General features: G+C 70.9%; 20 protein-coding genes and 2 pseudogenes. 7 read left to right on the top strand and 15 right to left on the bottom strand.

Annotation, left to right across the window (positions count from 1 at the left end):
- Positions 1-28 precede the first annotated feature (28 nt).
- Positions 29-1,591, bottom strand: a complete 1,563-nt coding sequence (locus FHY03_RS16325) for a cryptochrome/photolyase family protein (RefSeq protein WP_183931694.1) — start codon at positions 1,589-1,591, stop codon at positions 29-31.
- Positions 1,592-1,826: 235 nt separating this feature from the next.
- Entirely contained in the window at positions 1,827-3,899 is a 2,073-nt protein-coding gene (locus FHY03_RS16320; protein ID WP_183931693.1) for a M13 family metallopeptidase, read from the bottom strand.
- Between the two features lie 147 nt (positions 3,900-4,046).
- Here FHY03_RS16320 and FHY03_RS16315 point away from each other — a divergent pair, with 147 nt between their 5' ends.
- The gene (locus tag FHY03_RS16315; RefSeq protein WP_183923302.1) at positions 4,047-5,129 is read left to right on the top strand and encodes a spore photoproduct lyase family protein; all 1,083 of its coding nucleotides are present in this window, start codon (positions 4,047-4,049) and stop codon (positions 5,127-5,129) included.
- Complete coding sequence (locus FHY03_RS16310) at positions 5,126-5,638, top strand: metallophosphoesterase family protein (protein ID WP_183931692.1); 513 nt, start codon at positions 5,126-5,128, stop codon at positions 5,636-5,638. Before FHY03_RS16315 ends, FHY03_RS16310 begins: the two co-directional genes overlap by 4 nt.
- A 27-nt stretch (positions 5,639-5,665) precedes the next feature.
- On the opposite strand, the gene FHY03_RS16305 is transcribed toward FHY03_RS16310, so the two are convergent.
- A complete protein-coding gene (locus FHY03_RS16305; protein WP_183931691.1) occupies positions 5,666-8,089 on the bottom strand; it encodes a TonB-dependent receptor domain-containing protein in 2,424 nt (807 codons plus the stop codon).
- Between the two features lie 328 nt (positions 8,090-8,417).
- On the opposite strand from FHY03_RS16305, the gene msrB reads away from it, so the two are divergent.
- A complete protein-coding gene (msrB, locus tag FHY03_RS16300) occupies positions 8,418-8,867 on the top strand; it encodes a peptide-methionine (R)-S-oxide reductase MsrB (protein ID WP_183923310.1) in 450 nt (149 codons plus the stop codon).
- Between the two features lie 19 nt (positions 8,868-8,886).
- Here the strand turns inward: msrB and FHY03_RS16295 are convergent, their stop codons facing one another.
- The 7 genes from FHY03_RS16295 to glmM form a co-directional block, all read right to left on the bottom strand.
- Positions 8,887-9,771: a bestrophin family protein gene (locus FHY03_RS16295; protein ID WP_183923313.1), complete on the bottom strand. Its 885-nt coding sequence runs from the start codon at positions 9,769-9,771 to the stop codon at positions 8,887-8,889.
- Between the two features lie 191 nt (positions 9,772-9,962).
- Complete coding sequence (folP, locus tag FHY03_RS16290) at positions 9,963-11,009, bottom strand: dihydropteroate synthase (protein WP_183923315.1); 1,047 nt, start codon at positions 11,007-11,009, stop codon at positions 9,963-9,965.
- Positions 11,010-11,305: 296 nt separating this feature from the next.
- Positions 11,306-12,436 (bottom strand): site-specific DNA-methyltransferase, encoded by a 1,131-nt coding sequence (locus FHY03_RS16285; protein WP_183923318.1) that lies wholly within the window; start codon positions 12,434-12,436, stop codon positions 11,306-11,308.
- A gap of 180 nt (positions 12,437-12,616) precedes the next feature.
- Positions 12,617-13,225, bottom strand: coding sequence for a ribonuclease HII (locus FHY03_RS16280; RefSeq protein WP_183923321.1), 609 nt, complete (start codon positions 13,223-13,225; stop codon positions 12,617-12,619).
- Positions 13,225-14,394, bottom strand: a complete 1,170-nt coding sequence (gene thiD / locus FHY03_RS16275; protein WP_183923324.1) for a bifunctional hydroxymethylpyrimidine kinase/phosphomethylpyrimidine kinase — start codon at positions 14,392-14,394, stop codon at positions 13,225-13,227. Before thiD ends, FHY03_RS16280 begins: the two co-directional genes overlap by 1 nt.
- Entirely contained in the window at positions 14,391-14,615 is a 225-nt protein-coding gene (locus FHY03_RS16270) for a DUF1272 domain-containing protein (RefSeq protein ID WP_183931690.1), read from the bottom strand. The genes thiD and FHY03_RS16270 overlap by 4 nt, the downstream gene beginning before the upstream one ends.
- A 237-nt stretch (positions 14,616-14,852) precedes the next feature.
- Positions 14,853-16,190: a phosphoglucosamine mutase gene (glmM, locus tag FHY03_RS16265; protein ID WP_183923329.1), complete on the bottom strand. Its 1,338-nt coding sequence runs from the start codon at positions 16,188-16,190 to the stop codon at positions 14,853-14,855.
- 69 nt (positions 16,191-16,259) lie between these two features.
- On the opposite strand from glmM, the gene FHY03_RS16260 reads away from it, so the two are divergent.
- Both FHY03_RS16260 and FHY03_RS16255 read left to right on the top strand, forming a co-directional pair.
- Positions 16,260-17,519, top strand: coding sequence for a dicarboxylate/amino acid:cation symporter (locus FHY03_RS16260; protein WP_183923334.1), 1,260 nt, complete (start codon positions 16,260-16,262; stop codon positions 17,517-17,519).
- Positions 17,520-17,581: 62 nt separating this feature from the next.
- Positions 17,582-18,343, top strand: a complete 762-nt coding sequence (locus FHY03_RS16255) for a Coq4 family protein (protein WP_221190291.1) — start codon at positions 17,582-17,584, stop codon at positions 18,341-18,343.
- 185 nt (positions 18,344-18,528) lie between these two features.
- Here FHY03_RS16255 and rarD read toward each other — a convergent pair whose 3' ends face one another.
- Positions 18,529-19,425, bottom strand: a complete 897-nt coding sequence (rarD, locus tag FHY03_RS16250) for an EamA family transporter RarD (protein WP_183931688.1) — start codon at positions 19,423-19,425, stop codon at positions 18,529-18,531.
- A gap of 151 nt (positions 19,426-19,576) precedes the next feature.
- Between rarD and recF the strand changes: the two genes are divergently transcribed.
- Both recF and FHY03_RS16240 read left to right on the top strand, forming a co-directional pair.
- Positions 19,577-20,614, top strand: a complete 1,038-nt coding sequence (gene recF / locus FHY03_RS16245; protein WP_183931687.1) for a DNA replication/repair protein RecF — start codon at positions 19,577-19,579, stop codon at positions 20,612-20,614.
- Between the two features lie 64 nt (positions 20,615-20,678).
- Positions 20,679-21,983: an MFS transporter gene (locus tag FHY03_RS16240; RefSeq protein ID WP_183923343.1), complete on the top strand. Its 1,305-nt coding sequence runs from the start codon at positions 20,679-20,681 to the stop codon at positions 21,981-21,983.
- A 393-nt stretch (positions 21,984-22,376) separates the two neighbouring features.
- Here the strand turns inward: FHY03_RS16240 and FHY03_RS16235 are convergent, their stop codons facing one another.
- The 4 genes and pseudogenes from FHY03_RS16235 to FHY03_RS21145 form a co-directional block, all read right to left on the bottom strand.
- Complete coding sequence (locus FHY03_RS16235) at positions 22,377-23,201, bottom strand: NIPSNAP family protein (protein WP_183931686.1); 825 nt, start codon at positions 23,199-23,201, stop codon at positions 22,377-22,379.
- 101 nt (positions 23,202-23,302) lie between these two features.
- A pseudogene (aqpZ, locus tag FHY03_RS16230) lies at positions 23,303-24,012 on the bottom strand (aquaporin Z).
- A gap of 119 nt (positions 24,013-24,131) precedes the next feature.
- Positions 24,132-24,416, bottom strand: coding sequence for a CsbD family protein (locus FHY03_RS16225; RefSeq protein ID WP_183923347.1), 285 nt, complete (start codon positions 24,414-24,416; stop codon positions 24,132-24,134).
- Positions 24,416-25,771, bottom strand: a pseudogene (locus FHY03_RS21145) (mechanosensitive ion channel). Before FHY03_RS21145 ends, FHY03_RS16225 begins: the two are co-directional and overlap by 1 nt.
- Positions 25,772-25,779: the final 8 nt, after the last annotated feature.

The raw sequence follows: 25,779 nt of genomic DNA, 5'->3' as shown, positions 1-25,779 counted from the left end.
GACGGCGCTTCGGCGAACGCCCTCGTTCCTACGCCGTCTGCTCCCGCGCCCAGCCCGGCGCTGCCGGCTCCAGCGTCTCGAGGAACGCGCGCGCGCTGTCGCGATACTCGGCCCGGCGCGCGTCGTCGAACCGCCGCCACGTCGCATAGACGTTGCGCATCCGCGGGTTGCGCGCGAACCGCTGCTCGTGGCGCGCGAGGAAGTCCCAGTAGAGCGCGTTGAACGGGCACGCCCCCTCGCCCGTCTTCTTCTTGACGTCGTAGCGGCACCGCCCGCAGTAATCGGACATGCGGTCGATATAGGCGCCGCTCGCGACATAGGGCTTGGACGCGATCACCCCGCCATCGGCGAACTGGCTCATCCCCACCACGTTGGGCAGCTCGACCCACTCGTAGGCGTCGAAATAGACCACCAGGAACCAGTCCGAGATCGCCGCCGGTGCCACCCCCGCGAGCAGCGCGAAATTGCCGAGCACCATCAGCCGCTGGATGTGGTGCGCATAGGCCTCTCGCCGGGTCTGGTCGACCGCCTCGGCCAGGCAGCGCATGTCGGTCTCGCCGGTCCAGTAGAAGTCGGGCAGCGGGCGCGTCGCTCCCAACGCGTTGCGCTCGGCGAACGCGGGCATGTCCCACCAGTACATGCCGCGTATATACTCGCGCCAGCCGATGATCTGGCGGACGAAGCCCTCGACCGAGTTGATCGGCGCGCGCCCGCGCTCATAGGCGCGCACCGCCGCCTCGCACACCTCCACGGGTCCGAGCAGCCCGAGATTGAGGCATAGCGACAGGCTGGAGTGGAACAGATAGTCCTGCCCCGCCACCATCGCGTCCTGGTAACGGCCGAAATCGGGCAGCGCCTCGTCGACGAACTGATCGAGCGCCTGCAACGCCTGCGCTCGGGTGACCGGCAGCGCGAACGGCTCGAGCGCGCCGAAATGGTCGCCGAAACGCGTCGCCACCAGGGCGAGCACGTCGCGCGTCGTCTCGTCGGGGGCGAAGCGCAGCGGCGCGGGATAGTTGCGCCCGGCGGTCGGCCCGGCGCGATTGTCGTGGTCGAAGTTCCACTGGCCGCCCTCGGGTTTGCCGTCCGCGTCCATCAGCAGCCCGGTGCGGCGGCGCATCTCGCGGTAGAAGAACTCCATCCGTTTCTCGCGCGAGCGCTGTGCCCAGGCGAAGAAGTCGGGCAGCGGGCAGACGAAGCGGTCGTCCTCGAGGATCTCGACCGGCAGGCCGGTGCGTGCGGCCCAGCCGTCCTGCGCCTGGCGGACGCGATACTCGCCGCCCGCGACGGTGCGGATCGCGCTGGCACGGTGACGCTGGGCGCCGCGCTCGACCTCGCCGGTGAAGCTCTGTGTGTTGCCGGGCGCGTCGAGCGCGACATAGTCGACCGCCCAGCCATCGTCGCGCAGCGCCGCGGCGAAGTGGCGCATCGCCGAGAAGATCAGCGCGATCTTCTTCTGGTGATGGCGCACGTAGCTGGCCTCGTCCCACACCTCCATCATCAGCACGACCGCGTCGCCGCGGTCGACGTCGCGCAGGCTGGCGAGCGAGGGGGTGAGCTGGTCGCCCAGCAGCGGGATCAGCAGCGTCATGCCAGCGCCAACGCGCGGGTAGCCCGAAAGCAACGTGGGTTAGGTGCCAGGACGTCGCTGCGCCCTCGCTTCGCCATTCTCGCCCCTTACCGTCATCCCCGCGCAGGCGGGGATCCAGACACGCTGACGCTCACGATAGAGGCGCCACGTCAGCGGTTATGGATCCCCGCCTGCGCCGGGATGACGGGGAGGGTGGGTCTGCTCCGGCTTTCCGCGGTGCGCTAAACCGCCACCCTCACCAGATCTTCACCCGATCCTTGGGCGCGAGGTACAGCTTGTCGCCCGGCTTGACCGCGAAGGCGTCGTACCAGGCGTCGACGTTACGGACGATGCCGTTGACGCGGTAGAAGGCGGGCGAGTGCGGGTCGGTGAGCAGCCGCGCGCGCAGCGCCCCCTCGCGGATCTTGCTCCGCCACGCCTGGGCATAGGCCAGGAAGAAGCGCTGGTCGCCGGTCAGCCCGTCGATCACCGGCGCCTTACCGTGCTCGGCCTGGTAGCGCTGGTACGCCGAATAGGCCGCCTCGATCCCGCCGAGGTCGCCGATGTTCTCGCCCAGCGTCAGCGCGCCCTTCACCTTCACGCCCGGGATCGGCTCATACTGGTCGTAATGGCCGACCAGCACCCCGGTGCGCTTGGTGAAAGCCTCGCGGGTCGCCGGCGTCCACCAATTCTCGAACTTGCCCGAGGCGGAGAATTGGCTGCCCTGGTCGTCGAAGCCGTGCCCCATCTCGTGCCCGATCACCGCGCCGATCGCGCCGTAGTTCACCGCCACGTCCGCCTTGGGATCGAAGAAGGGCGGCTGCAGGATCGCGGCGGGGAAGGTGATCTGGTTCGCCAGCGGGTCGTAGTAAGCGTTCACGGTCTGCGGCGTCATGCCCCACAGGCTGCGATCGACCGGCTTGGGAAAGCGGCTGAGATCGAGCTGATGCTCGAACTCGGCCGCGCGCATGTTGTTGCCGAGCGGATCGCCGCGCACGACCTTGAGTGACGAATAGTCGATGTACGTCGCAGGGTGGCCGGTGCGCGGCTCGAACGCGGCCAGCTTGGCCAGTGCGGCCTGCTTGGTCGCGGCATCCATCCAGCTGTTGCCCTCGATCCGCTCGCGATAGGCGCCCCGCAGGTTCTTGATCAGCTCGGCCATCTTGGCCTCGCTCTCGGGCGGGTAGAAGCGCGCGACATAGACCTTGCCGACCGCCTCGCCCATCGCGCCGTTGACCAGCGCCACGCCACGCTTCCACCGTGCGCGCTGCTCGGGCTGGTCGCTCAGCGTCCTGCCATAGAAAGCGAAGCTGGCATCGTCGAACGCCTTGGGCAGCACCGCGGCCTGGCTCGAGGCGAGGCGGAACTTCATCCAGTCCTGCCAGGTGCTCACCGGCGTCGCGGCGAAGATCTTGCCCAGCGCGGTCAGCGCGGTGTCGTCGCTGACGATCAGCACCGGCTGGTTGCGATAGCCCGCCGTCGTCTCCATCGCGGCGAAATCGAACTCCGGTGCGAGCGCGCGGCGCTGCGCGACCGTCATTGGCTTGAGCATCTTGGCGAGGTCGCGCTGCTCGACCGGCGACCATTGCACCTTCGCCATCGCGGTCTCCAGCGCGACGATCCGATCGGCGCGCGCCGCCGCGTCGCTGATCCCGGCGAGCGTCAGCACCTGCTCGATATAGCGGCGGTAGGCGGCGCGATAGGCGTCGTACTTGGCGCCGGTCAGCAGGTAATAGTCGCGCCCGCCCATGCCGAGCGAGCCCTGCCCCCAGTTGGCGACGTAGCGCGTCGGGTCGGACGGGTCGGGCAGCTGGCCGATCTCGACGGGAGAGGCATAGCCGACGGTGGCGAACAGGCGCTGGAGCTGCGCGCGGTCGCGCGCGGCGTCGATCTTGGCGAAATAGGGCGCGAGTGGCGCTGTGCCGGCGCGCTCGATCGCGGCCTGGTCCATGAAGCTGGCATAGAGTGCGCCGATCTGCGGCGCCGCGGGGCCGATCGCGGCGGGATCGCTGGTCGCCTCCTCCAGGATGCGGCGGACCTGGAGCTCGGCCTCGTCGCTCAGCACCACCGCTGGGCCGGCGGACTGGCGGTCGGCCGCGATCGGCGTGGTCTTGTCCCACTGGCCGTTGGCATAGGTCCAGAAGTCGTCGCCGGGCTTCACCGCGGTGTCACGCGCGGTCAGGTCGACGCCGAACGCGCCGTAGCGCGGGCCGGCTGACGCGGCCGCGGTAGCCGGCGCGGGGGCGGTGGCCGGTCGGGTCTGGGCCGTCAGCGGCGTCGCGGCGAGGGAGCTTACGAGCGAGAGTCCCAGCAGGATCTTCGAAGTCATCAGGGCAGGCGTCCTCAACGAGTCACTGTGCCAGTCGATTAAGGCACCTCGATGCCCGGCGCAATCGCGCGGCGCCGCTTGGGGTCATCAGCCGTAACATCTTCGAATTTAGGCTGAACCCTGCGGGTCCCGGCTCGTTCGCCCAGGGTGGCGCTCGCGACAGACCTTCCCCGCCCCGTCGTCTGGCGCCCGCGCCGGCTGCTGATCACGCGCGCCGCGCGCGGCTTCGCCCACGGCCGCGCGATCGCCGCGCGCGCGGGCGCCGCGGGCGTCGACGTGATCGAGCTGCCCGGTGACCGGCTCGCGCTCGACCTGCCGGACGATCCGCGCCGCGCCTATGCCGCGGCGAAGGCGACGCTGGCGGTGACCGTCGCGCCGCCCTCCAAGCGACGGCTCCAGCCGATCGCGCCCAGCGCCGACTGGCGCGTCGACCTCGCCGAGGGCTGTCCGGCGCATTGCAGCTACTGCTATCTCGCCGGCTCACTGCAGGGGCCGCCGATAACGCGGGTCTACGCCAATCTGGAGGAGATATTGGCGGTGCTGCCCGATCATCTCGGGCGCGGCACCGTCACCTCGCGCCAGCGCGCCCGCGCCGGCGAGGGCACCACCTTCGAGGCGTCCTGCTATACCGACCCGCTCGCGCTGGAGCCGCTGACCGGATCGCTCTCGGTCGCGATCGCCTGGTTCGGACGCTGGAAGGCCGAGGCGCAGCTGCGCTTCACCACCAAATTCGCCGATGTTGCCCCGCTGCTCGCGCTCGACCACGGCGGCCACACGCGGATGCGCGCCTCGATCAACCCGACCGCCTTCGCGCGCTTCGAGGGCGGCACCGCGCCGGTCGCGGCGCGGCTGCGCGCGCTGCGGCTGATGGCGGACGCCGGCTATCCCGTCGGCCTCACAATCGCGCCGATCATCGCCGCGCCGGGCTGGGAGAGCGCCTATGGCACGCTGATCGACGATGCCGCCGCCGCGCTGGCGGGCGCGCCCGGGCTCGACCTCACCGTCGAGCTGATCACGCACCGCTACACCGCCACGTCGCGCACGGTGCTGGAGAGCTGGTATCCCGGCTCGTCGCTCGACATGAGCGGGCAGGATCGCGCCACCAAGCGGACCAAGTTCGGCGGCGAGAAGCAGGTGTACGACGCCGCGACGATGCGCGCCCTGCGCGCCTTCTTCGAGGCGAAGCTGGCGACGGCGCTACCCGCCGCGCGGCTGCTCTACTGGACATGACAATCTGGTTCACCGCCGACACGCACTTCAGCGACCACCGCACGATCAACATCTGGCGCCGCCCCTTCCCCGACGTGGCGGCGATGGACGCGCTGCTGGTCGAGCGCTGGAACGCCACGGTCGCGCCCGCGGACACGGTCTGGCACCTCGGCGATGTCGCGCGCCGCGCCGAGGCGGTGGCGCCGCTGCTGGCCCGGCTGAACGGGACCAAGCACCTGCTGCGCGGCAACAACGATCCCGCGGCGACGCTCGCGGCACCGGGCTGGGCGAGCGTCGGCGACTATGCCGAGCTCGAGCTCGACGGACGCAAGCTGGTACTCGGCCACTACCCTTTCCGCAGCTGGAACGGGCAGCACCGCGGCGCGATCAACCTGCACGGCCACAGCCACGGTCGGCTCGCGCCGATGAAGCGCCAGCATGACGTGGGCGTCGACGTGCACGGTTTCGAGCCCGTCTCCCTGGATCAGCTGCTCGCCGCCGGGCCGCGCAGCGCGGTCGAGCGGGGATGACGCGGCCGCGCCACCCCCGCCACCGGCTCAGAAGTCGAGCCGCGCCGTCGCCGACACCGTCCGCCCGTTGAGCACGCGCGCGCGCAGGATCCCGCTCGGCGGGATCGCCGCGTCGTCGAAGCCGCTGATCGCGGTCACGTCGAACAGGTTGCTCGCGTTCAGTCCGAGCGACAGCCGCTCGGCCGCACGCACCTGCACGAAGGCGCCGGTGGTGACATAGCCGGGTATGCGCAGCAGGTCGTTGTCCTGCGCGTAGCTGCCGGTGGTGCCGATGAACACCGCGCCCAGGCTGAACCGCTCGGTGACGAGCTGCGGCGTCGCCTGGAAGGTCAGCTTGGCCTGATGGCGCGGCGTGTTGCCCTCGAAGTGCGGGTTGACCGCGTCGCGCGTGATCTCGGCGTGAGTCAGCGTCGCGCCGCCATTGAAGGCGAAGATGCCGTGCCGCACCCCGCCCTCCAGCTCGATGCCGTGCGCCTGATAGTCGCGCTCGATCGGCTCGGTCGTCACCTGATCGGTATTGCTGTCTTGCGCCGTCGCCCAGAAACCGGTGACGTTGAAGGTCAGCCCGTCCTGCCGGAACTTGGCCCCCACCTCGGCCTGGCGCACCGGGTCATAGGCGGCTCGCGGCAGCGCCAGCGCGCCGGTCACCGAGTCGACGATGGGGCTGAACAGCAGGCGATCCGCGTTGGCGCGTGCGCCGCGGCTGTAGCGCGCGAACAGCGCGAACGGCTCGGCGAGGTGCCAGTTGATGCCGGTCGAATAGGACAGATAATGGTAGGTATACTCGAGTGGCGCTGGCGAGGTCAGCGGCGTGATGCCGACCTTGGTCTCTGGCGCGGAGATGCGGCCGTCACCGTCGATGTCACGCGTCACGGTGGCGATGCGCCCGCCGCCGAGGTCCGAGCCATATAGGCGGCCACTGGCACTCCCCGTGTCGTAGCGCAGGCTCCCGCCCATCGCGACCGCGCCGACATGGTAGTTGACCGAGGCGAAGGGCGCGTTGACGGCATAGTCGAGGTCCATGCTCCGCCGTCGCTTCCCCGCCAGCGGCGTGAACTGATAGGCGAGCACGCCCTTGTCGGTCAGCCGCGCGCCGGTCGCGGTGCTGAGGTCGACCAGCGCCGCCTTGCCGTCGCCGCGCACGTCGGAGAGCATCGTGCTCCAAAGAGTGTCGCGGTCGAGCATCTGGCGCGCCGCGTAGAAGCCGCCGGTCAGCGTTAGCTCGCCCTCGCCCATGCGCACGGCACGGCTGGCGCGCGTGTCGCTGGTGACATTGCCGTAGTCGCGAATGCGCAGGTCGAGGATGCTGAGCAGGCCGACGAGCCCGTTGCCGTTCAGGCTAGCGGGATCGGCGATCACCTGGCCCGCGAGCGGCCCGTTGGCATAGGACAGCTGCCCGCCGACACCGGCGAGGCTCGCAGCGCGCGCGGCCGGCAGGAACATGGTCGCAAACGGGCTTACCAGCGCGCCCGAGACGCTGCTGACGCGGAACCGCTCGGTCACCGTCCAGTCGGCCACGTCGATCTGCGCCTCGACTCCGCCACTGAGCGAGCGCGTGCGCTGGCCGTCGCCAACGTCGTGCCGTGCCGGCTGATTTGTACTGTCGAGCACGAGCACGTCGCGGATCGAGCGCGACAGCAGCACCCCCGAGCCGATGTCGAAGCTCGCCACGGGACGCGGCGCCGGATGCCGCTCGGACCCGGTCGCGCGCATCGGCACGACGTCGTAGAAGGGCGTGCGATCGTCGAGATACTTGCCGTACAGCCGTACATAGCCGCCATCGAAGGTCTTGGTGAGGCTGAGCTTCACTTGGCCGCCGCGCTGCGCGTCATAGCCCGCGGTGCGCGGCCCCTCGCCGCGACGGTAGTAGCCGCCGATATGGTAGCGCCATGTGTCGCCGAGCTGGCCGCCCTGGTCGGCGTCGATGCGATACTGGCCATAGTCGAGCCCGGCGGTCAGCGCGACCGCGCCGCCCTCGATCTCACCGGTCTTGGAAATGAAGTTGACCAGCCCACCCGGCGAGTTGGAGGCGAAGGTCGAGGCCGAGCCGCCGCGGATCACTTCCACCTGCGCGAGGTTGAGGTCGGCGCGCACCATCCCGTCGGCGCCGAGCCCCTGCATGTCGCCGAACTCGAGCACGGGCAGGCCGTCCTCCTGGAGCTGGACGAACTTGATCCCCGACGAGGCGAGCGGCAGGCCGCGCACGCTGAGGCTCACCAGGCCCTCGCCCGTCGATGCTTCGGAGCGGATGCCGGGAATGTCGCGCAGCAGGTCGGCGACCGAGCGCGGCGCCAGCTTCTCGACGTCGGCGGCCCTGAGGCTGCTGGTAGAGGTGGCGCTGTCGAGCCGGTCGCGCCCCCTGGCGACGCCGGTGGTGACCGTGTCCGGCGCCGACGTGCTCGGCGGTTCGCTGGCGTCGGCTCCGGGCGCGACGATGGCGGTCGACGACATCGCTGCCGCCAAGAATATCGAGATCAATGTTTTACCCCCATGGACGACGAGGGCTCGCCGTCGGGCGGGGCCGATAGAGATGGCTGGAGACACACCTCAATCCTGCGGCTGACGCATTACGGCGGTGGCGTAGCAGCGGCGTGACGGATCCTGACGCGCCTTGCGGCCAACGTCTCGCCCCCTGTCAGATGGTTATTCGATGCCTGCCGCGCTGCGCCACGATCGCTCCAGCGACGCGTGACTCACCGCAACGGGTCAATCGCTCAGCACCCTCCACGGTCTCGCAACCCGCGCCAGCGCTCCTTATCTATGCGTCAACGGAGGTTGCATGACGGACTATCGCAAGACGGACGAGGCGATCGCGCGGCTCACGCCGGAGCAGTATCGCGTCACCCAGCAGAACGGCACCGAGCGGCCCGGCACCGGCGAGCTGCTCTACAATAAGGAGCCCGGCATCTACGTCGACGTGGTATCGGGCGAGCCGCTATTCGCCAGCGCGGACAAATATGAGTCGGGCTGCGGCTGGCCCAGCTTCACCAAGCCGGTAGAGCCCGCCAACGTCGCCGAGCTCGTCGACCGCTCGCACTTCATGACTCGCACCGAGGTGCGCTCAGCCCATGGCGACAGCCATCTCGGCCACGTGTTCGACGACGGCCCGCGCGATCGCGGCGGACTACGCTATTGCATCAACTCGGCGTCGCTCCGCTTCGTCCATCGCGACGACATGGAAGCGGAAGGCTATGCCGCCTATCTGCCGCAGGTCGAGGACGTTCGCTGACGCTTGCGTGGCGGCGTGCTCACCACAGCACGCCGTTGTCGGGCGTCATCGGTTCGGGTGCTTCCTCGCCGATCGATTGCAGCAGGTCGATCTCGATCGTGCGGCACATCGCCGACAGCGGCAGGTCGTGGACGGTGTTGGCGAACGGGTCGACGAGGTCGTCGCCGATGGCCAGGACCGCCAGGAACATCAGCCCTGCCACGGTCGAGCCCAGCGGTGTGGCGAAGCCCAGCGTCTCGACCAGCCCGATCGGCAGCAGGATGCAGAACAGATGGGTGAACACCATTGGAAAGAAGCGATATTGATTGGGCAGCGGCGTGTTCTTGAGCCGCTCCATGCCGCCCTGCGCGTTGGCGATGTCGATCAGCACGCGCTCGATCGAGGCCTGCTGGATCGTATCGATCCAGCCGTTCGCGCGCGCCAGATCGATCCGCCGGCCGGTGCCGTCGACGATACCGTTGGCGATGTTGGTGCGCGACAGCGCGAAATCCGCCTCCCCCTTTGACAGGAAGCGTAGCACCTCGTCGTCGGCCTTCTGCTTGCGCAGCTGACAGCGAAGCGCGTTCACATAAGCGATCTGGCGCAGGACGATCGTGCGCTTCATGTCGCGCCCGTCCGGATCGGGGAGGAAGTTGCGGGCGGCGCGCGCGAGATTCCGGCTGGCGTTGATCATCAGCCCCCACAGCGATCGCCCCTCCCACCAACGCTGATAGGCCGAATTGCTGCGAAAGCCGAGGAACAGCGCCAGCGCGGAGCCGAACAGCGTCAGCGGCAGCTCGGGCGCCTTGAACGGGAGGACGTAATAGGTGACCGTCACGATCACGTCCCAGATGAACAGCAGGGTCAGCGGCTTCCAGACTTCGCGCACGATCTGAGTGAGGCGGGGAACGGCTGTAACGATCATGCCGCGCTAACGCGCGTTAGGCGGGGCCGTTGCACGTACGAAACCAAATGTTACAGAGCTTGTTGGGAGACCCGCTGTCCGGCACGCGAACCGAGGACGCGCCGCGTCGAACTCCGGCGATCGCCGACGCCCAACGTCGCGGGCACGGATGTTACTGGCTCTCCGCTGCTGCGTGCGCGGGAGCACGCCCCTTACCCCACAAGAGCGCGATCGCGCAGGCCACGCCAGACGCGCAGCGCCTGCACCGTCTCGGCCACGTCATGGACTCGCAGCAGTTGCACGCCCGCCTCGGCGCCCTTGAGCGCGAGCGCGACCGAGCCGCCGAGCCGCTGTTCCACCGGCGCCTCGTTGCTGAGCGCGCCGATCAGCCGCTTGCGGCTCGCCCCCAGCATCACCGCGCACCCGAGGCCGTGGAACATCGCCAGGCCGTTCAGTAGCGCGAGATTGTCCGCGAGCGACTTGCCGAAGCCGATACCGGGGTCGACGATGACGCGGGCACGATCGACCCCGGCGGCGACGACCGCCTCGACCCGCGCCTCGAGCCAGTCGAACACCTCACCGACCACGTCGTCGTACGTCACCCGGCCGTGCCCACCGGCCTTCGGATCGGGCGAGTGCATCAGGATCACGGGCGCGCCGCTGCGCTTCACCACGTCGAGCGCGCGCTCGTCCCACAGCAGCGCCGAGACGTCGTTGACGATCGCCGCGCCGGCGGCGAGCGCGGCCTCCATCACCGGCGCCTTGCGCGTGTCGACCGAGACCAGCGCGCCGGCGCGGGCGAGCCGCTCGACCACCGGCGCGACGCGGCGCGCCTCGTCCTCCTCCCAGACGAGCGCGGCGCCGGGCCGGGTCGACTCACCGCCGACGTCGATCAGTGCGGCGCCCGCACCGGCCAGCGCCATGCCCGCCGCGGCTGCGGCGGCGGGGTCGTCCCGGTGCGCGCCACCGTCGGAGAAGCTGTCGGGGGTGACGTTGAGGATCGCGGCGACCTGCGGCTGGTCGAGCCGCAGCACACGCTCGCCGAGCATCAGCGGCGCGCGCGGCGTGGTGAAGCGCGCGTGGAGCAACGCGGCGCGATCGCCGAGCTTCGCCATCTCGCCGACGGGGACGACGCGGCGTGGACCGTCGCCGCTCACCTCATACGCGGCGTACCATTGCAGCCCGCCGGCGAGCCGCACCACGGTTTCTTCCGGGTAAACGAAGGGCGCGTCGACGAAGTGGACGGGGCGGAGGCGCATCGAACGGACCTTCTGCTGGGCGGTGCCCCCTTGCTAGCGCGGTTAACGACGCCGCCCAAGCGGCGGCAGTCTTGATGTCCTCCCGTGTAAGGGGAGGTGGCGCGCGCCGCGCGACGGTGGGGTGTCGCCGCTGGCGAACGTCCCGCGCCTAATCACCGGCGACACCCGTCCGTCAGGCCTTCGGCCTGCCAGTGCGGGCGAGATGGTGCCCCCCGGACACCATCTTGGCTTGCCGGGGGCAAGCCAAGGCCGCGCCGCCCTTGCAGGCGAGGAGCGCCAACCCTCAATCCGAAGACTTACGGCTGCGTCGCCAGCAGGTACGTCTGGCGCACACGGTCGATCGGTTCGAGCGCGCCGTCGACCTCGCGGTGCCAGAAGGTCCAGCCGTTGCACGCGGGCGCCTGCTGCACGGTCGCGCCCACCTTGTGGATCGAGCCGGTGGCACCGCACAGGCTCGCCAGCGAGCCGTCGGCGCGCACCGTCGCGCTGTGCCGCCGCTTGGCGTCGACCAGCACGGTGCCGGGGGTGAGATAGCCGTTCTCGACCAGCACGCCGAACGCCACCTTGGGTGCGCCGCGCGGGCTCTGCATCGTCGCCAGCGCCGATTCGTCGAGCGGCAGTGCGGCCGCGATCCGCTCCGCCGCGGCGTCGATATAGGCCAGCTCGCGCTCGATCCCGATCCAGCGACGCCCCAGCCGCTTCGCCACCGCGCCGGTGGTGCCGGTGCCGAAGAAGGGATCGAGCACGACGTCGCCCGGCTTGGTGCAGGCGAGCAGGACGCGATAGATCAGCGCCTCGGGCTTCTGCGTCGGGTGGACCTTCACCCCGCCCTTCTTGAGCCGCTCCTGCCCCCCGCAGATCGGGAACTCCCAGTCGGAGCGCATCTGCAGCTCGTCGTTGAGCGTCTTCATGCTGCGATAGTTGAACGTGTACTTCGCTTTCTCGCCCTTCGACGCCCAGATCAGCGTCTCGTGCGCGTTGGTGAAGCGCGTGCCGCGGAAGTTGGGCATCGGGTTGGCCTTGCGCCACACGATGTCGTTGAGGATCCAGTAGCCCAGGTCCTGCACCGCGGCGCCGACCCGGAAAATGTTGTGGTAGCTGCCGATCACCCAGATCGTGCCGTCGTCCTTGAGGATGCGGTGCGCCTCCGCCAGCCACGCGCGCGTGAAAGCGTCATAGGCGGCGAAGGTGTCGAACTTGTCCCAATCGTCGGTCACCGCGTCGACGTGGCTGCCATCGGGCCGGAACAGCTCGCCGCCGAGCTGGAGATTATAGGGCGGGTCGGCGAAGACCATGTCGACCGACTTGGCCGGCAGCGCGCGCATCGCCGCGATGCAATCGCCCATCACGATCTGGTCGAGCGGGAGCGGCGATTCTGCCGGCTCCGCCGCGCGCCGCGACCGCGCGACCTTGTCCATCACCCCCATCGATCAGCTCCCCTTTGCCCGCGCAAGAGGCCGCCGAAACGCCGCTCCGTCAAGCCGCCTTTTACCACGCGACTCGCGGACGGAAGCCGAGTCGCTAGCGGAACAAGATGAGTCCACGTCCATATGTTGAGTCACCCGCGGCGGCGTTGACTCGATATATGGTGGTGTGACGGAAAAGACTCAGAACGGCAGAACCGCCTGCGCCACCGGGGCGAAGCTGCGGCGGTGGAGCGGCGACGGCCCGTGCTCGCGCAGCGCGCGCAGGTGCGCGGGGCAACCGTAGCCCTTGTTCGAGTGCCAGCCGTACTGCGGATGTGATTCGGCCGCGGCGATCATGATCTGGTCGCGCGTGTGCTTGGCGACGATCGAGGCGGCGGCGATCGAGCGACTCTGCGCGTCGCCGCCGACGATCGCGGTGGCGGCATAGCCCCAGCGCGGCAGCCGGTTGCCATCGACCAGCACGTGCCCGGGCCCGTCGCCCAGCGCGCGCGCCAGCTCGTCGACCGCGAGCGTCATCGCCTTCATCGTCGCCCAATAGATGTTGAGCGTGTCGATCTCGGCGGGCTCGACGATGCCGACGCCGATGATCGCGCAGTCGCGCAGCCGGGCGTAAAGCCGGGCGCGCTCGCTCGCGGGAAGCTTCTTCGAATCGTCGATCCCGCGCGGCACGCCTCTGGCGGGCAGCACCACCGCGGCGGCGACCACCGGCCCGGCGAGCGGCCCGCGCCCGGCCTCGTCGACGCCCGCGACCGGCGGCACGCAGCGCTTCTCGTGGAGCAGCCCCGGCATCAGAGCCGCCACGGCGGGAAGCGGCGGTTCTCGCCCGCCTGGTAGAGGCACAGAGCATTGCCCGAGGGATCGTATAGCCGCGCCTCGCGCCAGCCCCAGGGTCGGTCGCGCGCCTCTTCGACCGAGACGCCGGCGGCGCGCGCCTGCGCCATCGCCGCATCGACGTCGGCGACCTCGAGGAAGACGAGCGGCTGGCCGTGGAGCTCCTGCGCCGCCTCGATCGACAGCGTCGCGCCGCCGACGCTCTCGAAGCGCGCATAGCGCTCATCGCTGGCGACGATCGGCGTCAGCCCCAGCCCGCGATAGAAAGCGAGCGTCGCGGCGTGGTCGGTCATCGGCAGCGTCACTTGGTTGAGCGTCGGCGCCGCCGCGGCGACGTCGAGCCGGACGCGCGCGTGCCCCATCGGCCCGTGCCCCCCGCCCAGCCCCGGCGCCTCGCGCAGCGCGACCCGGACGAAGATCCGCGCGCGCTCGATCGCCTGCGGTAGTGCGAGGCCGCGCGCGAGCCCCTCCGCGACCGCGCTCGCCAGCGTGCAGCCGGTGCCGTGACTGTGGCGCGTGTCGATCCGCGGCGCTTCCCAGCGCAGGATCTCGCCCCCGGCACCGATCAGCCGATCCACCACGACCGCGCCCTCGGCGTGTCCGCCCTTCACCAGCAGCGGCGTCCCGATCGCGGCGGCATAGTCGCGTGCTGCCGTCGCCACGTCGTCGGCCGCGAGCGTGTCGACCCCGCATAGTGCCGCCAGCTCGGGCAGGTTCGGGGTGACCAGCGCGCTGAGCCGCGCCAGCCGCTCGAACGCCGCGATCGTGGCGGCGTCGGCCAGCACCGCGCCGCTGCTCGCCACCATCACCGGGTCGAGCACGATCGCGCCGCCGTAGCGCCCGCCCGCCAGCTCGTCGGCCACCGCCGCGGCGATCTCGGCGCCGCCGAGCATCCCGATCTTGACCGAGTCGACGCCGAGGTCCGCGACCACGCTCGCCATCTGCTGCCGCACCATCTCGGGCGACAGCGCCGCGACCGCCTGGACGCCGAGCGTGTTCTGCGCGGTGATCGCGGTGATCGCGGTCATGGCGTGGCCGCCGAGCATCGTGACGGTCTTGATGTCGGCCTGGATCCCCGCGCCGCCGCCCGAGTCCGAGCCGGCGACGATCAGCACGCGCGGCATCATCCGCGGTGGCGCCGCTCGGTCGCGGCGGGATATTTCTTCAGCGTCGCGCCGACGCGCGCGGGGCGGTCGAGCAGCTCGCCGCCGCAGCCCGGGCAGCGCTCGTCGAGCTCGTCGGCGCAGTCGGCGCAATAGGTACATTCGAGCGAGCAGATGAAGGCGCCGCCCGCGTCGGCGGGCAGATCGACGCCGCAGCGCTCGCAATCGGGACGCATCTCCAGCATGCGCGCGCCATAGCGCCGTGCGCGCGCGAGGTCACGCGGGATGAGGGTGGTATGAAGTACACTGCCTGCGCCTCGGCGTCGTTGCCGGCTTAAGGCGACGAACCGCCGTCGCCCCGCCCCCCCCGGCGAACGCCGGGGTCCAGTTGGGAAGGCCGTCGTGGACTCAGCGCGGTCCCCCACCTGGACCCCGGCGTCCGCCGGGGTGGAAGAAGAGGAGGAACACGCCCACCTACCCCCTCACGCCGCGGCGCGCACCGCGTCGCAGATGCGGTCCACCACGCGCTCGACCTGCTGCGGATCGTCGCCCTCTGCCATCACGCGGATCACCGGCTCCGTGCCCGAGGGGCGAATGACCAGGCGTCCGCTGCCCGCCAGCTCGGCCTCGGCCTCGGCGATCACCGCCTTCACCCCTTCCTGCTCGAGCGGCTTGCCGCCGGCGAAGCGCACGTTCTTGAGCAGCTGCGGCAGCGGCTCGAAACGGTGCAGCACCTCGCTCGCCGGCGCGCCCGCACGACACAGTTCGGCCAGCACCTGGAGCGCGGCGACCAGCCCGTCCCCCGTGGTGGCATAGTCGGACAGGATGATATGCCCCGACTGCTCGCCGCCGACATTGTAGCCGCGCCGTCGCATCGCCTCGAGCACGTAGCGGTCGCCCACCTTGGTGCGGATCAGTCCCAGCCCCTGCGCCGACAGATGCCGCTCCAACCCGAGGTTGGACATCACCGTCGCGACCAGCCCGCCCCCGGCGAGTCGCCCGGCGCGTGCCCAGCCCGCCGCGATCGTCGCCATCAGCTGGTCGCCGTCGATCACGCGACCGCGCTCGTCGACCACGATCAGCCGGTCGGCGTCGCCGTCGAGCGCGATGCCGATCGCCGCGCCATGCTCCACCACCGCCGCCGACAGCGCCTCGGGATGGGTCGAGCCGATCCGATCGTTGATGTTGAGTCCATTGGGGCTGACCCCGATCTGGACGAGGTCGGCGCCGAGCTCCCACAACGCCTCGGGCGCGACCTGATAGGCGGCGCCGTTGGCGCAATCGACCACCACCTTGAGCCCGTCGAGCCGCAGGTCGTTGGGGAAAGTCGACTTCGCGAAGTGGATGTAGCGCCCGCGCGCGTCGTCGATCCGCTTGGCGCGGCCGATCTCGCCCGCGGCGGCCAGCGCGACCTCGCCGTCGATCGCCGCCTCGATCGCCTCCTCGTCCTCGTCGGAGAGCTTGTACCCGTCCGGGCCGAACAACTTGATGCCGTTGTCAGCAAACGGATTGTGGCTGGCCGAGATCATCACGCCCATGTCGGCGCGCATCGACTTGGTCAGCATCGCCACCGCGGGCGTCGGCATCGGCCCAACCAGCGTGACGTCCATGCCGACGCTGGTGAAGCCCGCTTGCAGCGCGCTCTCGAGCATATAGCCCGACAGCCGCGTGTCCTTGCCGATCACGACACGGTGGCGATGCGCGCCGCGCAGGAAGTGGCGCCCGGCGGCCATGCCGACCTTCATCGCCATCTCCGCGGTCATCGCGCCGGTGTTGGTGAGCCCGCGAATACCGTCGGTGCCGAAATATTTCCTTGCCATCGCCTCTTCCGTTCGCTCCGCTGACGGGCTCCCATAAACGATGACGAACGAAGGGCGAAGAGCGCGCTGATGTCGCAGGCTACCCGTATCCTCCTTGCCCTGGTCGCCGGCCTCGCCGCCGGCATCGCGCTGACACGCGTGGCGCCCGGCGCGGTGCCGAACGTGGTGGCGGTGGCCGAGCCGCTCGGCACCGCCTGGCTCCACGCCTTGCAGATGACGATCGTGCCGCTGGTGGTCTCGCTGCTGGTCACCGGCGTCGCCGCGACCGCGGAGGCGGCGCGCGCCGGTCGGTTGGCCGCGCGCGCGATCGCGCTCTACGTCGCGCTGCTCGCCGCCTCGGCGACGATCGCCGCATTGCTGACGCCGCTGCTGCTCGCGCTCGTCCCGCTTCCCGCGGCCTCGGCCGCGGCGCTGCGCGGCGCCTTGTCCGACGCGAGCGCGGTGCCGGCGGTGCCGCCGCTGGGTGAGTTCTTCGCCGGCATCGTCCCCAAGAACGTGCTCCAGGCGGCGGCGAGCGACGCGTTCCTGTCGCTGATCATCTTCACCTTGGTCTTCGCCTTCGCGATCGCGCGGATCGAGCGCGCGCAGCGCGACCTGCTGGTGCGCCTGTTCACCGCGCTGCGCGACGCGATGCTGGTGGTGATCGACTGGGTGCTGTGGATCGCGCCCGCTGGCGTGCTGGCGCTGGCGCTGGTGGTGGGCGCGCGCGCCGGCACCGGGGCGTTCGGCGCGCTGATTCATTACATTCTGATCGTGAGCGCCTCGGGCGTGGCGGTGATGCTGCTGGCCTATCCGATCGCGCGGCTGGGTGCGCACCTACCGCTGGGCGCTTTCGCGCGCGCGACACTGCCGGCGCAGGCGGTGGCGATCAGCACGCAGAGCTCGCTCGCCTCGATGCCGGCGATGATCGAGGGCGCGCGCGACCTCGGCGTGGACGTGCGGGTCGCCGGCGTGACGCTGCCACTGGCAGTCGCGATCTTCCGCGCGACTGGACCGGCGATGAACTTGGCGGTGGCGATCTACGTGGCGACCTGGTTCGGCGTCACGCTGTCGCCGGCGACGCTGGCCATCGGGGTGGTGGTGGCGACACTGACCTCGCTCGGCTCGGTCAGCCTGCCCGGCACGGTGAGCTATGTCAGCGCGATTGCCCCGATCGCGGGGACGATCGGGGCGCCGATCGCGCCGCTGGGGCTGCTGGTGGCGGTGGAGACGATCCCCGACATCGTTCGCACCGTCGGCAACGTGACGATGGACATCGCCACCACCGCGCTGCTGGGCCGACGCGGCGATGCGGATGACCGGACAAGCCCCCCCGAGCCCGACGCTTGACGGAGGCAACGCGTCTCTTTTATTGACACACCTGTCAGTAAGGAGCCTTTCCCGTGACCCGCATGCCCCCCTACCCCGGCACCAGCGGACGGCGCGACTGGCGCGGCGCGCTCGACGCGGTGCGGAGACTGATGCGCGATCCCGATGACACGCGGCAGGTCTTCCGCATCATGCGCGCGCTCAACACCGGCAACGCCCCCGCCAATTACGCGCGGCTGATCGCGTCGGCGGCCGGCGGCCGGATCGCCTATGAGCGCGCCGAGCTCGCCGCGCTGCTCGCCGATCCCACGGCGGTGGCGCGCCACGCGCCCGGCACGGTCGGCGCCGCCTATCGCGATTTCCTCGTCACCACCGGCTATACCGCCGATGGCCTCGTCGCGGTCAGCGAGGCGGACCATGCCGACGCCTGGGGTGCCGAGCATCCCTATGGCTGGATGGGTCGCCGCATCCGCGACCTGCACGATCTCTGGCACGTGCTCACCGGCTATCAGGCCGACGACCCGCTCGGCGAGGCGGCGCTGGTCGCGTTCAGCTTCGCCCAGGTCGGCGGGCTCGGCTGGGCGCTGATCGCGGTCGCGGCCGCACTCAAAAGCCTGGCCGTGACTCGCAGCACTTTGTTCGCACGCGCGGTATGGGAGGGCTATCGTCACGGCCGTGCGGCCGCCTGGCTGGTGGCGGAGGATCCCAGGGCGCTGCTCGACGAGCCGCTGGCCGCGGCCCGCGCACGGTTGGGCATCCGCGAGCCGCACGCCTACCGCCGCGCGCGGCGCGAGCTCGGCGCCGCGATCGACTCGTTCGGCGGCGCGGGTCGGGCGACCGCGTGAGCAGAGCGGGGCCGGCGCACTAGACCTTGCCTGCCGTCATCCCGGGCTTGCCCCGGGATCCATCGTTCCGCGCACGCTCCGGCCGCTCTCCTCGCCGCATCATGAATCCCGGCTCAGGGCCGGGACGACGGTCCTGCAGGTGACTTCGGCCTGGACCGCCGTGCAGGCGCGGCAAGAGGGTGCGGCTATGCGTCCCGCTCCGCCGCGGGCGCCGCGCGCCAGCCCGCCACCGCGTAGAGCGCACAGGCGGTCCAGATCAGCGCGAAGCTCAGCAGCTGCGCCGGACGGAGCGGCTCACCGAAGATCAGCACTGCCTCGAGGAACTGCAGCGTCGGCCCGATATATTGCAGCAGCCCCAGCGTGGCATAGCGCAGCCGCCGCGCCGCCGCGGCGAACATCAGCAGCGGCGCCGCGGTCACCGCGCCGGCGAGCACCAAGAGCACGTCCACGCGCGTGTCCTGTCCGAAGGCGCCGCTGCCGTGCGCCTGTGCCCAGCCGACGATCGCGACCGCGGGCAGCAGCAGCAGCGCGGTTTCGATCAGCAGCCCGCCGAGCGCGTCGATCGCCACCACCTTGCGGATCAGCCCATACAGCCCGAAGCTCACGGCCAGCGCGAGCGAGATCCACAGCGCGCCGCCGCTGTCGAGCGCGAGCAGGATCACGCCCACCCCGGCGATCGCGACGGCGCCGGCCTGCACCCGCGTGATCCGCTCGCGCAGCACCGCCACTCCCAGCAGCACGTTGAGCAGCGGATTGATGAAATAGCCCAGGCTCGCCTCGAGCACATGGCCGTTCTGCACCGACCAGATGTAGACGAACCAATTGACCGCGATCAGCAGCGCGGTCGCTGTCAGCAGCGCGAGCGTGCGCCCGCGCGCCCTTTCCATGATCGCGCGCCCGCGCCCCAGCGTGACGACGACCAGCACGAGCAGCAGGAGCGAGAAGATCACGCGATAGGCCAGCACCTGTAGCGCCGGCACCGAGTCGAGCAGGTGCAGGTAGAGCGGCAGCAGCCCCCAGCAGACGAAGGCGCCGACGCCGAGCAGCAGGCCGGTGCGGGTCGGAGCGGGATGGTCGGACATGCCTTGGCCATCGCCTGCCAAACCGCACGGCGCAAGTCGTCACGCCGCCGTCATGACCCAGGCTGGCGGGTCCTGCTTGCGCGCGTGCCGCCGGCAGCGGTACCGTGAGGCGCGTTGCCGCTCACGCCCGCACCGCCTACAGGCGCGGGCGATGCTCGCGCGCCTGGTCCTCACCGATGTCCGCAACCACGCCGCGCTGAGCCTTGCCCCCGCGCCGGGCTTCGTCATTCTCACCGGCCCCAACGGCGCGGGCAAGACCAACGTGCTGGAGGCGGTATCACTGCTCGCGCCGGGCCGGGGTCTACGCCGCGCCGCCTTGTCCGAGATCGCGCGCGCCGACGGGCCGGGCGGCTTCGGCGTGGCCGCGACGCTGCGCGACGGCGTGGACCTCGCCACCGGCGCGTTGGCGGGCGCGCCCGAGCGACGCGTGGTGCGGGTCAACGGCGCCGCCACGGGCGCGGGCGCGCTCGCCGAGCGGGTCGCCGTCCTGTGGCTCACCCCGGCGATGGACCGACTGTTCACGGAGGCGGCGGGCGAGCGCCGCCGCTTCCTCGATCGGCTCACGCTGGCGCTCGCCCCCGAGCACGCGCGCCACGGCACCCGCTACGAGGCCGCAATGCGCGATCGCAACCGCCTGCTCGCCGAGCCGGTGCCCGACCGCGACTGGCTCGCGGCGCTGGAGGCGCAGATGGCGCAGCACGGCGCCGCGCTCGACGCCGCGCGCCGCCGCACCGTCGCGGCGCTGGGCGAGGCGCTGGCGGCGCAGCCCGCCGGCGCGGTGCCGCGCGCCGCGCTCGCGCTCGCCGGCTGGAGCGGCGACACCGGAACGCTCGCCGCCGAGCTGCGCGCGGGCCGCACTAGGGACGCCGCGGCGGGGCGCACGCTCGTGGGTCCGCACCGTGCCGACCTGCTCGTCACGCACGTCGACAAGGCCCGCCCCGCCGCGAGCGCCTCGACCGGCGAGCAGAAGGCGTTGCTGCTCGGCATCGTCCTCGCCCACGCCGAGCTGGTCGCTGGCGCCACGGGTCGCGCGCCGTTGCTGCTGCTCGACGAGATCGCCGCGCACCTCGATCCTTCGCGCCGCGCCGCGCTGTTCGAGCGGCTCGCCCCGCTCGGCCAGGTGTGGATGACGGGGACCGAACCCGAGCTGTTCGCCGCGGCGGGCGCGGCGACGCGTCTGGCGCTGTGACCGGACCGCGCGGCCGGCGTGCCGCAGCGGCGTTGCGTCGCCCAACAAAAGCGCGCAGGCCGCGTTGACCATCCGGCGCCGCGCGCCGCACGCAGGAACCACGCCGCTGACCGAGCCACCGTCTCCCGCCGCCCCCGAACGTGCCCCGCCCGCGGGCACGGACGAGTGGCGACTGGGTTGGCCTCTCGTCTCGGCGGCGATGCTCGGCGCCGGCCTCGGCCCCGGCCTCTATCAGAATCTGTCCAGCCTCTTCACGCCGGGGCTGGAGCGTAGCTTCGGCTGGTCGCGCGGCGAGATCGCCACCGCCGCCGGGCTCGCGCTGCTCGGCGCGCTCGCGGCGCCCCTGATCGGGCGCACCGCCGACCGGTTCGGCGTGCGGCCGGTGATCACCGCCTCGATGCTGCTGCTCGGCATCGCCTATCTGTGGCTCGCCTCGATCGGCGGGGCGATCTGGCGCTACCAGATCGGCGTGGTGCTTCTGGTGCTCACCATCCCGGGGACGAGCAGCCTGGCGTATGGCAAGCTGATCGCGGCGGCGTTCGAACGGCGCCGCGGGCTTGCGCTGGCGCTCGGCACCTCGGGGCTGGCGCTCGCCACCATCGTCGCCGCTCCCGCACTCGGCTGGGTGATCGGACGTTACGGCTGGCGCTACGGTTTCGTCGCGTTGGCGGCGGGAAGCTCGGTGCTGGCGCTGCCGCTGATCCTGCTGGCGATCCGCCGCGCGCCGCGTGCGATCGTCGCGCCGCGCGCGCCGCCCAGCGAGGCGAGCGGCGTGTCGGCGCGCGACGCACGACGCGACCGGCGCTTCTGGATCCTGGTCACCTCAGCGTTGCTGATCAATGCCGCTACCACCGGGCTGGTGACCCAGCTGGTGCCGATCGGGATCGAGTTCGGCCAGAGCGCGGCGCAGGCGGCGCTGCTGCTCACCGCCTTCGCCGCGAGCGCGATCGCGGGGCGACTCATGGTCGGTGTGCTGGTGGACCGGCTGCGCCCGCAGCCCGTGGCGGCGGGGTTCGCGCTGGTGTCGGCGGTGGCGTTCGTGCTGCTCGCGCTCGCGCCGCAGGGACAGGCGACGCTGCTGCTGCTCGTCTTCCTCGCCGGGCTGATGAACGGTGCCGAGAACGACCTGCTGCCCTTCTTCGCGGCGCGACTGTTCGGCCTGCGCGCCTATGCCGAGATCTACGGCACCGCGATGCCGCTGGCTCTGTCGGGCACCGCGATGGGGATCATCGGCTTCGGCCGGCTGCACGACGCCACCGGCACCTACACGCCCGCGCTGGCGTGCGGCGCGGGCGCGCTGCTGCTCGCCTGCTGCTGCTTCCTGCTGCTGCCCGACCGCGCGCTGCCGGGGAGTGGCGAGACGCTCTGATACCGGCGCGGATCGATAACAGAGAGGAGGCGTGTCGGTCCTCACCCACAGAGGATCGTTGCGAGATGGCTCTGCTAGCCTGGATGTGAGTGCAACGGAGACTCGGGAAGCCGCAGTTTGCGCTCGCCGAACAGCCTGTCCCAAGGGCGCTGTTCAGCCAGCCGATCACGCGACCTACCTTCGGTGACATGCGTCCATCCGAGAAGCCAAGCTGATCCGACATCGCCACACCGCCGGCTGAACGGTGGATCACCGTGGACGCGATCTCGCAACGATCCTCCGCAGGAAGAGAATTGTTTCGCCGAATACGGCTCCACAACGTCGCGAACGCGACACTTCTGACCCGGGCCTCATCAAGCGCGCGATCGTCAAAGCCGACGGCATGCCGCCGTCTCAGATCTGCGAGTAAGCGGTCGGGCTGAGGATCTGGTTGTCGGCGGCCGAGGTGATCTCGGGATCGGTCAGCCCCGGCGTGGTGATCAGCTTGCGCCAGGCCGGGTCCGACCCGAACGTCGCCCAGTTGCGCTCGCGCGTCGCCAGATCGGGGAAGGTGAGCAGGTAGGTCAGGCTCGGCAGATGCGCGCCGGTGAGGTCCTGCGCGAAGAAGACCGGGGTGAGACCGGTGCGGCGGAAGATGTCGATCTCGCCGCCGGTGTCGAACATGCCGATCTTGGTGGTGCCCGCGCGCTCGCTGTGGCTGTAATAGGTGCGCAGCTCGAAGATCCGCGCCTTGTTGCCAGCGGTCGCGGCGGGCAGCTCGACCCGCGGAAAGTGCGGGAAGGCGCGCATCAGCTTGACGTCGAGCGCCACGAAGGGCGGCGCGTTCGGGGTGGTACCGAGGAAGGGCGCCGCCGCGGCGGTGTAGCGGCCGTCCGCGGCGAGCCGCTCGGGCAGCGCGGCGAAGTCGGCGATCGTCGGGTGCGGCACCAGCACCTGGAGCCCCGGCGTGCCATAGCCGATCGCCACCGTGAACACACCGATCGGCCCGCAGCCCGCGCGGCGCGCGGCGGGGATGAAGGCGTCGCGCAGATAGGTGTCGAGCCGCTCGCGCATGGGCCCGCGCACCAGGTGATAGGTGCGCAGCTCGTAGACCTCGGGCGCGGTCGCGGTCGCGGTGGCGGTGGCGGTGCGCTGCGCATGTGCCGCGCCGCTCGCCAGCGTCATGCCGCCGATGGCAGCGCCCGCGAGCAGCGAACGTCGTTGGATCGCTTGCGTCATTCTGTCCTCTCCCCGGCCCCCAATGCCCGTAGGAGACGAAATGGCGGGTCTCGTCAATCCGTTACGCCATGCCGCCGGCAGCGACCCGCCGTCCGCGCGGTTCAGCGCGGGGTGGCCGAGCGATCGGTATCGACGAGGCGTTCGAGCGGCATGTCGCTGATCGGACCGGGCGACTGGTCGCGCGCCTCGTAGGCGAAGAGCCAGCGGCCGACCAGCAGCGCGGGGCCGGTACTCCGCGCCGGGTTGACCGAGGTATTGGTCACCGGGATCGAGATCAGGCGGATGAGCGTCAGTGCCAGTCCGATCGCGAGCGGGGCGAAAGGCGCCGGCGAGCGCGCATCGGTCGCGCCGAGGATGACGACGAGGAAACCGGCCGTGAGCAGCGCCTCGACGAGGAAGGCGCTGGCGAGATCATAGCCGCCCGGACGAGTGCGCGCCAAAGCCTTTGGCGGCGAGCCCGGTCCCGACGAGATCGAAGCCGGGTACGGCCCGAGGCGATCGTGGCGACCGCCGCGCCGCCGAGGGTCGCGCCGGCGAGCTGTGCCGCGACGTAGCCGGGCAGGTCGCGCGGCGAGAAGCGGCCCGCCACCGCGAGGCCGACACTGACCGCGGGATTGAAGTGGCCGCTGGAGATAAGGCCGACCGCGAAGGCCATGGTGAAGACGGTGAGCCCGAACGCCAGTGAGACGCCGACGAGCCCGATCGAGCCGGGCACGTCGGCCCCCGCCGCGAGCACCGCCGCACCGCAGCGGCCGACGACGAGCCAGAAGGTGCCGAAGGCCTCGGCCGCGAGCCGCCGCGCGGCGGCGATCGGGCGAGGCCTCGGTGCGAGCGTGACGGTTACGGCGTTCTCCGCGGACGAGAGGGAGAAAGGCGGGCAATCGGGAAAGGAGTAGGGCGAGGCGCCGACCGGTGCCTCGCCCTGCGCTGTCACTTGCCGCGCAGCGTGTTGATCAGCGCGATCCCGAGCACGCCGCCCAGCGCCGCGGCGGTGAACGGCCGCTCGTGGATGAACTGGCGCGCATAGTCGATCGCGGGGCGGATCGTGTCCTCCACCGCATTCTTGGCCTCGCCGTAGCTCTGCCGTGCCTGACCACCGAGCTGATCGGCCTTGCCCTCGGCGCGCAGGGTTTTGTCGCCGGTGGCGCTGCCCAGGCTTTCCTTGATCTTGCCGCCGAGGTCGGTCGCGGCGCCGGCGAGCGTATCGGTGTTCATCATTGGTCTCCTTCATTGGACAGCGGGTTGAACGAGGTGGTGCGCCGTGCTGGGCTGCGCTGCGTCGTCGGTGCCGTCATCAGGTCGCGCTCGGTGGCGCCACGCTCGAGCAGCCGCGCGACGATCCGCCCCGCTGCCTCGCGACCGCCGAGGCCGAAGGCGAGCGCCGCCGCCACCGCGACCGCCCCGAGCAGCAGCCCGAACGCCATGTTGATGATGTCGTCGGCGAGACCCATGAAGCGCAGCCCGATCGCGGTACCGAGCACGATGATCGCGACCCGCACCAGCGGCGCCGCGGCGCGTGCGCCGCTCTGGCCCTGGCTCCCGATCACGCGAGCGACGAGGCGCGCGATGATCACCGCGGCGAAGATGATGATCGCGCCGAACACCACTTGGCCGAACAACGCCAGCACCTCGGCCATGATGCGCGAGCCGTAAGCGAAGTCGAGCTGGCGGAACGCCTCCATCAGGCCGAAGATCATCACTGCGACGAAGGCGCCTTTGCCAATCAGCGCGGACGGACGGAGATCGGCGCGCGCCGCGCCCAGCTCGCTCGCGGTCGTCTGCGACTACAGGCCGGTGGCGCCGATCGCTCGGTCGAAGCCGGTGGTGCCGAGGAATTGGGTCAGCAGCCGTGACGCGAACTTGCCGATAGCATAGGCCACCGCGAGGATCAGCGCGGCCGCGATGACGTGCGGGATCGCGTCCAGGATCAGCCGCAGCATCGCGGTGGCGGGCTGAGAGATCGCGGCGATGTTGAGCGTGTCCAGCGCGGCGATCGCGACCGGGATGATGATCAGCGCGAACACGATTGCGCCGAGCGTGCGCGGCAGCATCGACGGGTCGGCCGGGGCGCTGTCGCCGAGGCTGGTGGAGAAGCGCTCGACGTGGCTGGCGGTGACCACCGCCTCGACCGCCTTGCGGGCCACTTTGGCGAGCACGTAGCCGAGGAAGAAGATCAGGCTGGCGCCGATGATATGCGGCACCGCCTGGCCGAAGCCGCGCAGCATGTCGCCCAGCGGCCCGGTCGCGCCGGTCAGCCCCAGCGGCTGGGCCGCGAGGAACAGCGCGATCAGCAGCACGACCCAGTAGGCCGCGTCACCGACCTGGACGCCGATGCTGTCGGGGTGGCGCTCGCCGAGGCTGGCGGCATTGGCGTGCCGCGCGAGCGGGGTGCGGTTTACCAGCTTGGCCACCGCCCATTTTACTGCGCGCGCGGCGAGCCAGCCGATCAGCAGGATGACGAGCGCCGCGAGGAGGCGCGGACCCCATTCCTCGGCGTAGTAGAGCAGACGAGAGCCGAGCTCCCGGCCGTTCGAGACCACCTGGCCGCCCGCGTAAGTGACGTCATTCATGGGTGTGG

Origin of the sequence: Sphingomonas sp. BK345, from assembly GCF_014193845.1 — a bacterium.
Classification (GTDB): domain Bacteria; phylum Pseudomonadota; class Alphaproteobacteria; order Sphingomonadales; family Sphingomonadaceae; genus Sphingomonas.
Note: the sequence above shows the minus strand (reverse complement) of the source record. Positions and strands in the feature narration are given on the sequence as shown.

Coding starts and splice junctions, on each gene's coding strand:
- FHY03_RS16325 (WP_183931694.1), bottom strand. CDS start 1,591: ATGACGCTGCTGATCCCGCTGCTGGGCGACCAGCTCACCCCCTCGCTC.
- FHY03_RS16320 (WP_183931693.1), bottom strand. CDS start 3,899: ATGACTTCGAAGATCCTGCTGGGACTCTCGCTCGTAAGCTCCCTCGCC.
- FHY03_RS16310 (WP_183931692.1), top strand. CDS start 5,126: ATGACAATCTGGTTCACCGCCGACACGCACTTCAGCGACCACCGCACG.
- FHY03_RS16305 (WP_183931691.1), bottom strand. CDS start 8,089: ATGTCGTCGACCGCCATCGTCGCGCCCGGAGCCGACGCCAGCGAACCG.
- msrB (WP_183923310.1), top strand. CDS start 8,418: ATGACGGACTATCGCAAGACGGACGAGGCGATCGCGCGGCTCACGCCG.
- FHY03_RS16295 (WP_183923313.1), bottom strand. CDS start 9,771: ATGATCGTTACAGCCGTTCCCCGCCTCACTCAGATCGTGCGCGAAGTC.
- folP (WP_183923315.1), bottom strand. CDS start 11,009: ATGCGCCTCCGCCCCGTCCACTTCGTCGACGCGCCCTTCGTTTACCCG.
- FHY03_RS16285 (WP_183923318.1), bottom strand. CDS start 12,436: ATGGGGGTGATGGACAAGGTCGCGCGGTCGCGGCGCGCGGCGGAGCCG.
- FHY03_RS16280 (WP_183923321.1), bottom strand. CDS start 13,225: ATGCCGGGGCTGCTCCACGAGAAGCGCTGCGTGCCGCCGGTCGCGGGC.
- thiD (WP_183923324.1), bottom strand. CDS start 14,394: ATGATGCCGCGCGTGCTGATCGTCGCCGGCTCGGACTCGGGCGGCGGC.
- FHY03_RS16270 (WP_183931690.1), bottom strand. CDS start 14,615: ATGCTGGAGATGCGTCCCGATTGCGAGCGCTGCGGCGTCGATCTGCCC.
- glmM (WP_183923329.1), bottom strand. CDS start 16,190: ATGGCAAGGAAATATTTCGGCACCGACGGTATTCGCGGGCTCACCAAC.
- FHY03_RS16260 (WP_183923334.1), top strand. CDS start 16,260: ATGTCGCAGGCTACCCGTATCCTCCTTGCCCTGGTCGCCGGCCTCGCC.
- FHY03_RS16255 (WP_221190291.1), top strand. CDS start 17,582: ATGCCCCCCTACCCCGGCACCAGCGGACGGCGCGACTGGCGCGGCGCG.
- rarD (WP_183931688.1), bottom strand. CDS start 19,425: ATGTCCGACCATCCCGCTCCGACCCGCACCGGCCTGCTGCTCGGCGTC.
- recF (WP_183931687.1), top strand. CDS start 19,577: ATGCTCGCGCGCCTGGTCCTCACCGATGTCCGCAACCACGCCGCGCTG.
- FHY03_RS16235 (WP_183931686.1), bottom strand. CDS start 23,201: ATGACGCAAGCGATCCAACGACGTTCGCTGCTCGCGGGCGCTGCCATC.
- FHY03_RS16225 (WP_183923347.1), bottom strand. CDS start 24,416: ATGAACACCGATACGCTCGCCGGCGCCGCGACCGACCTCGGCGGCAAG.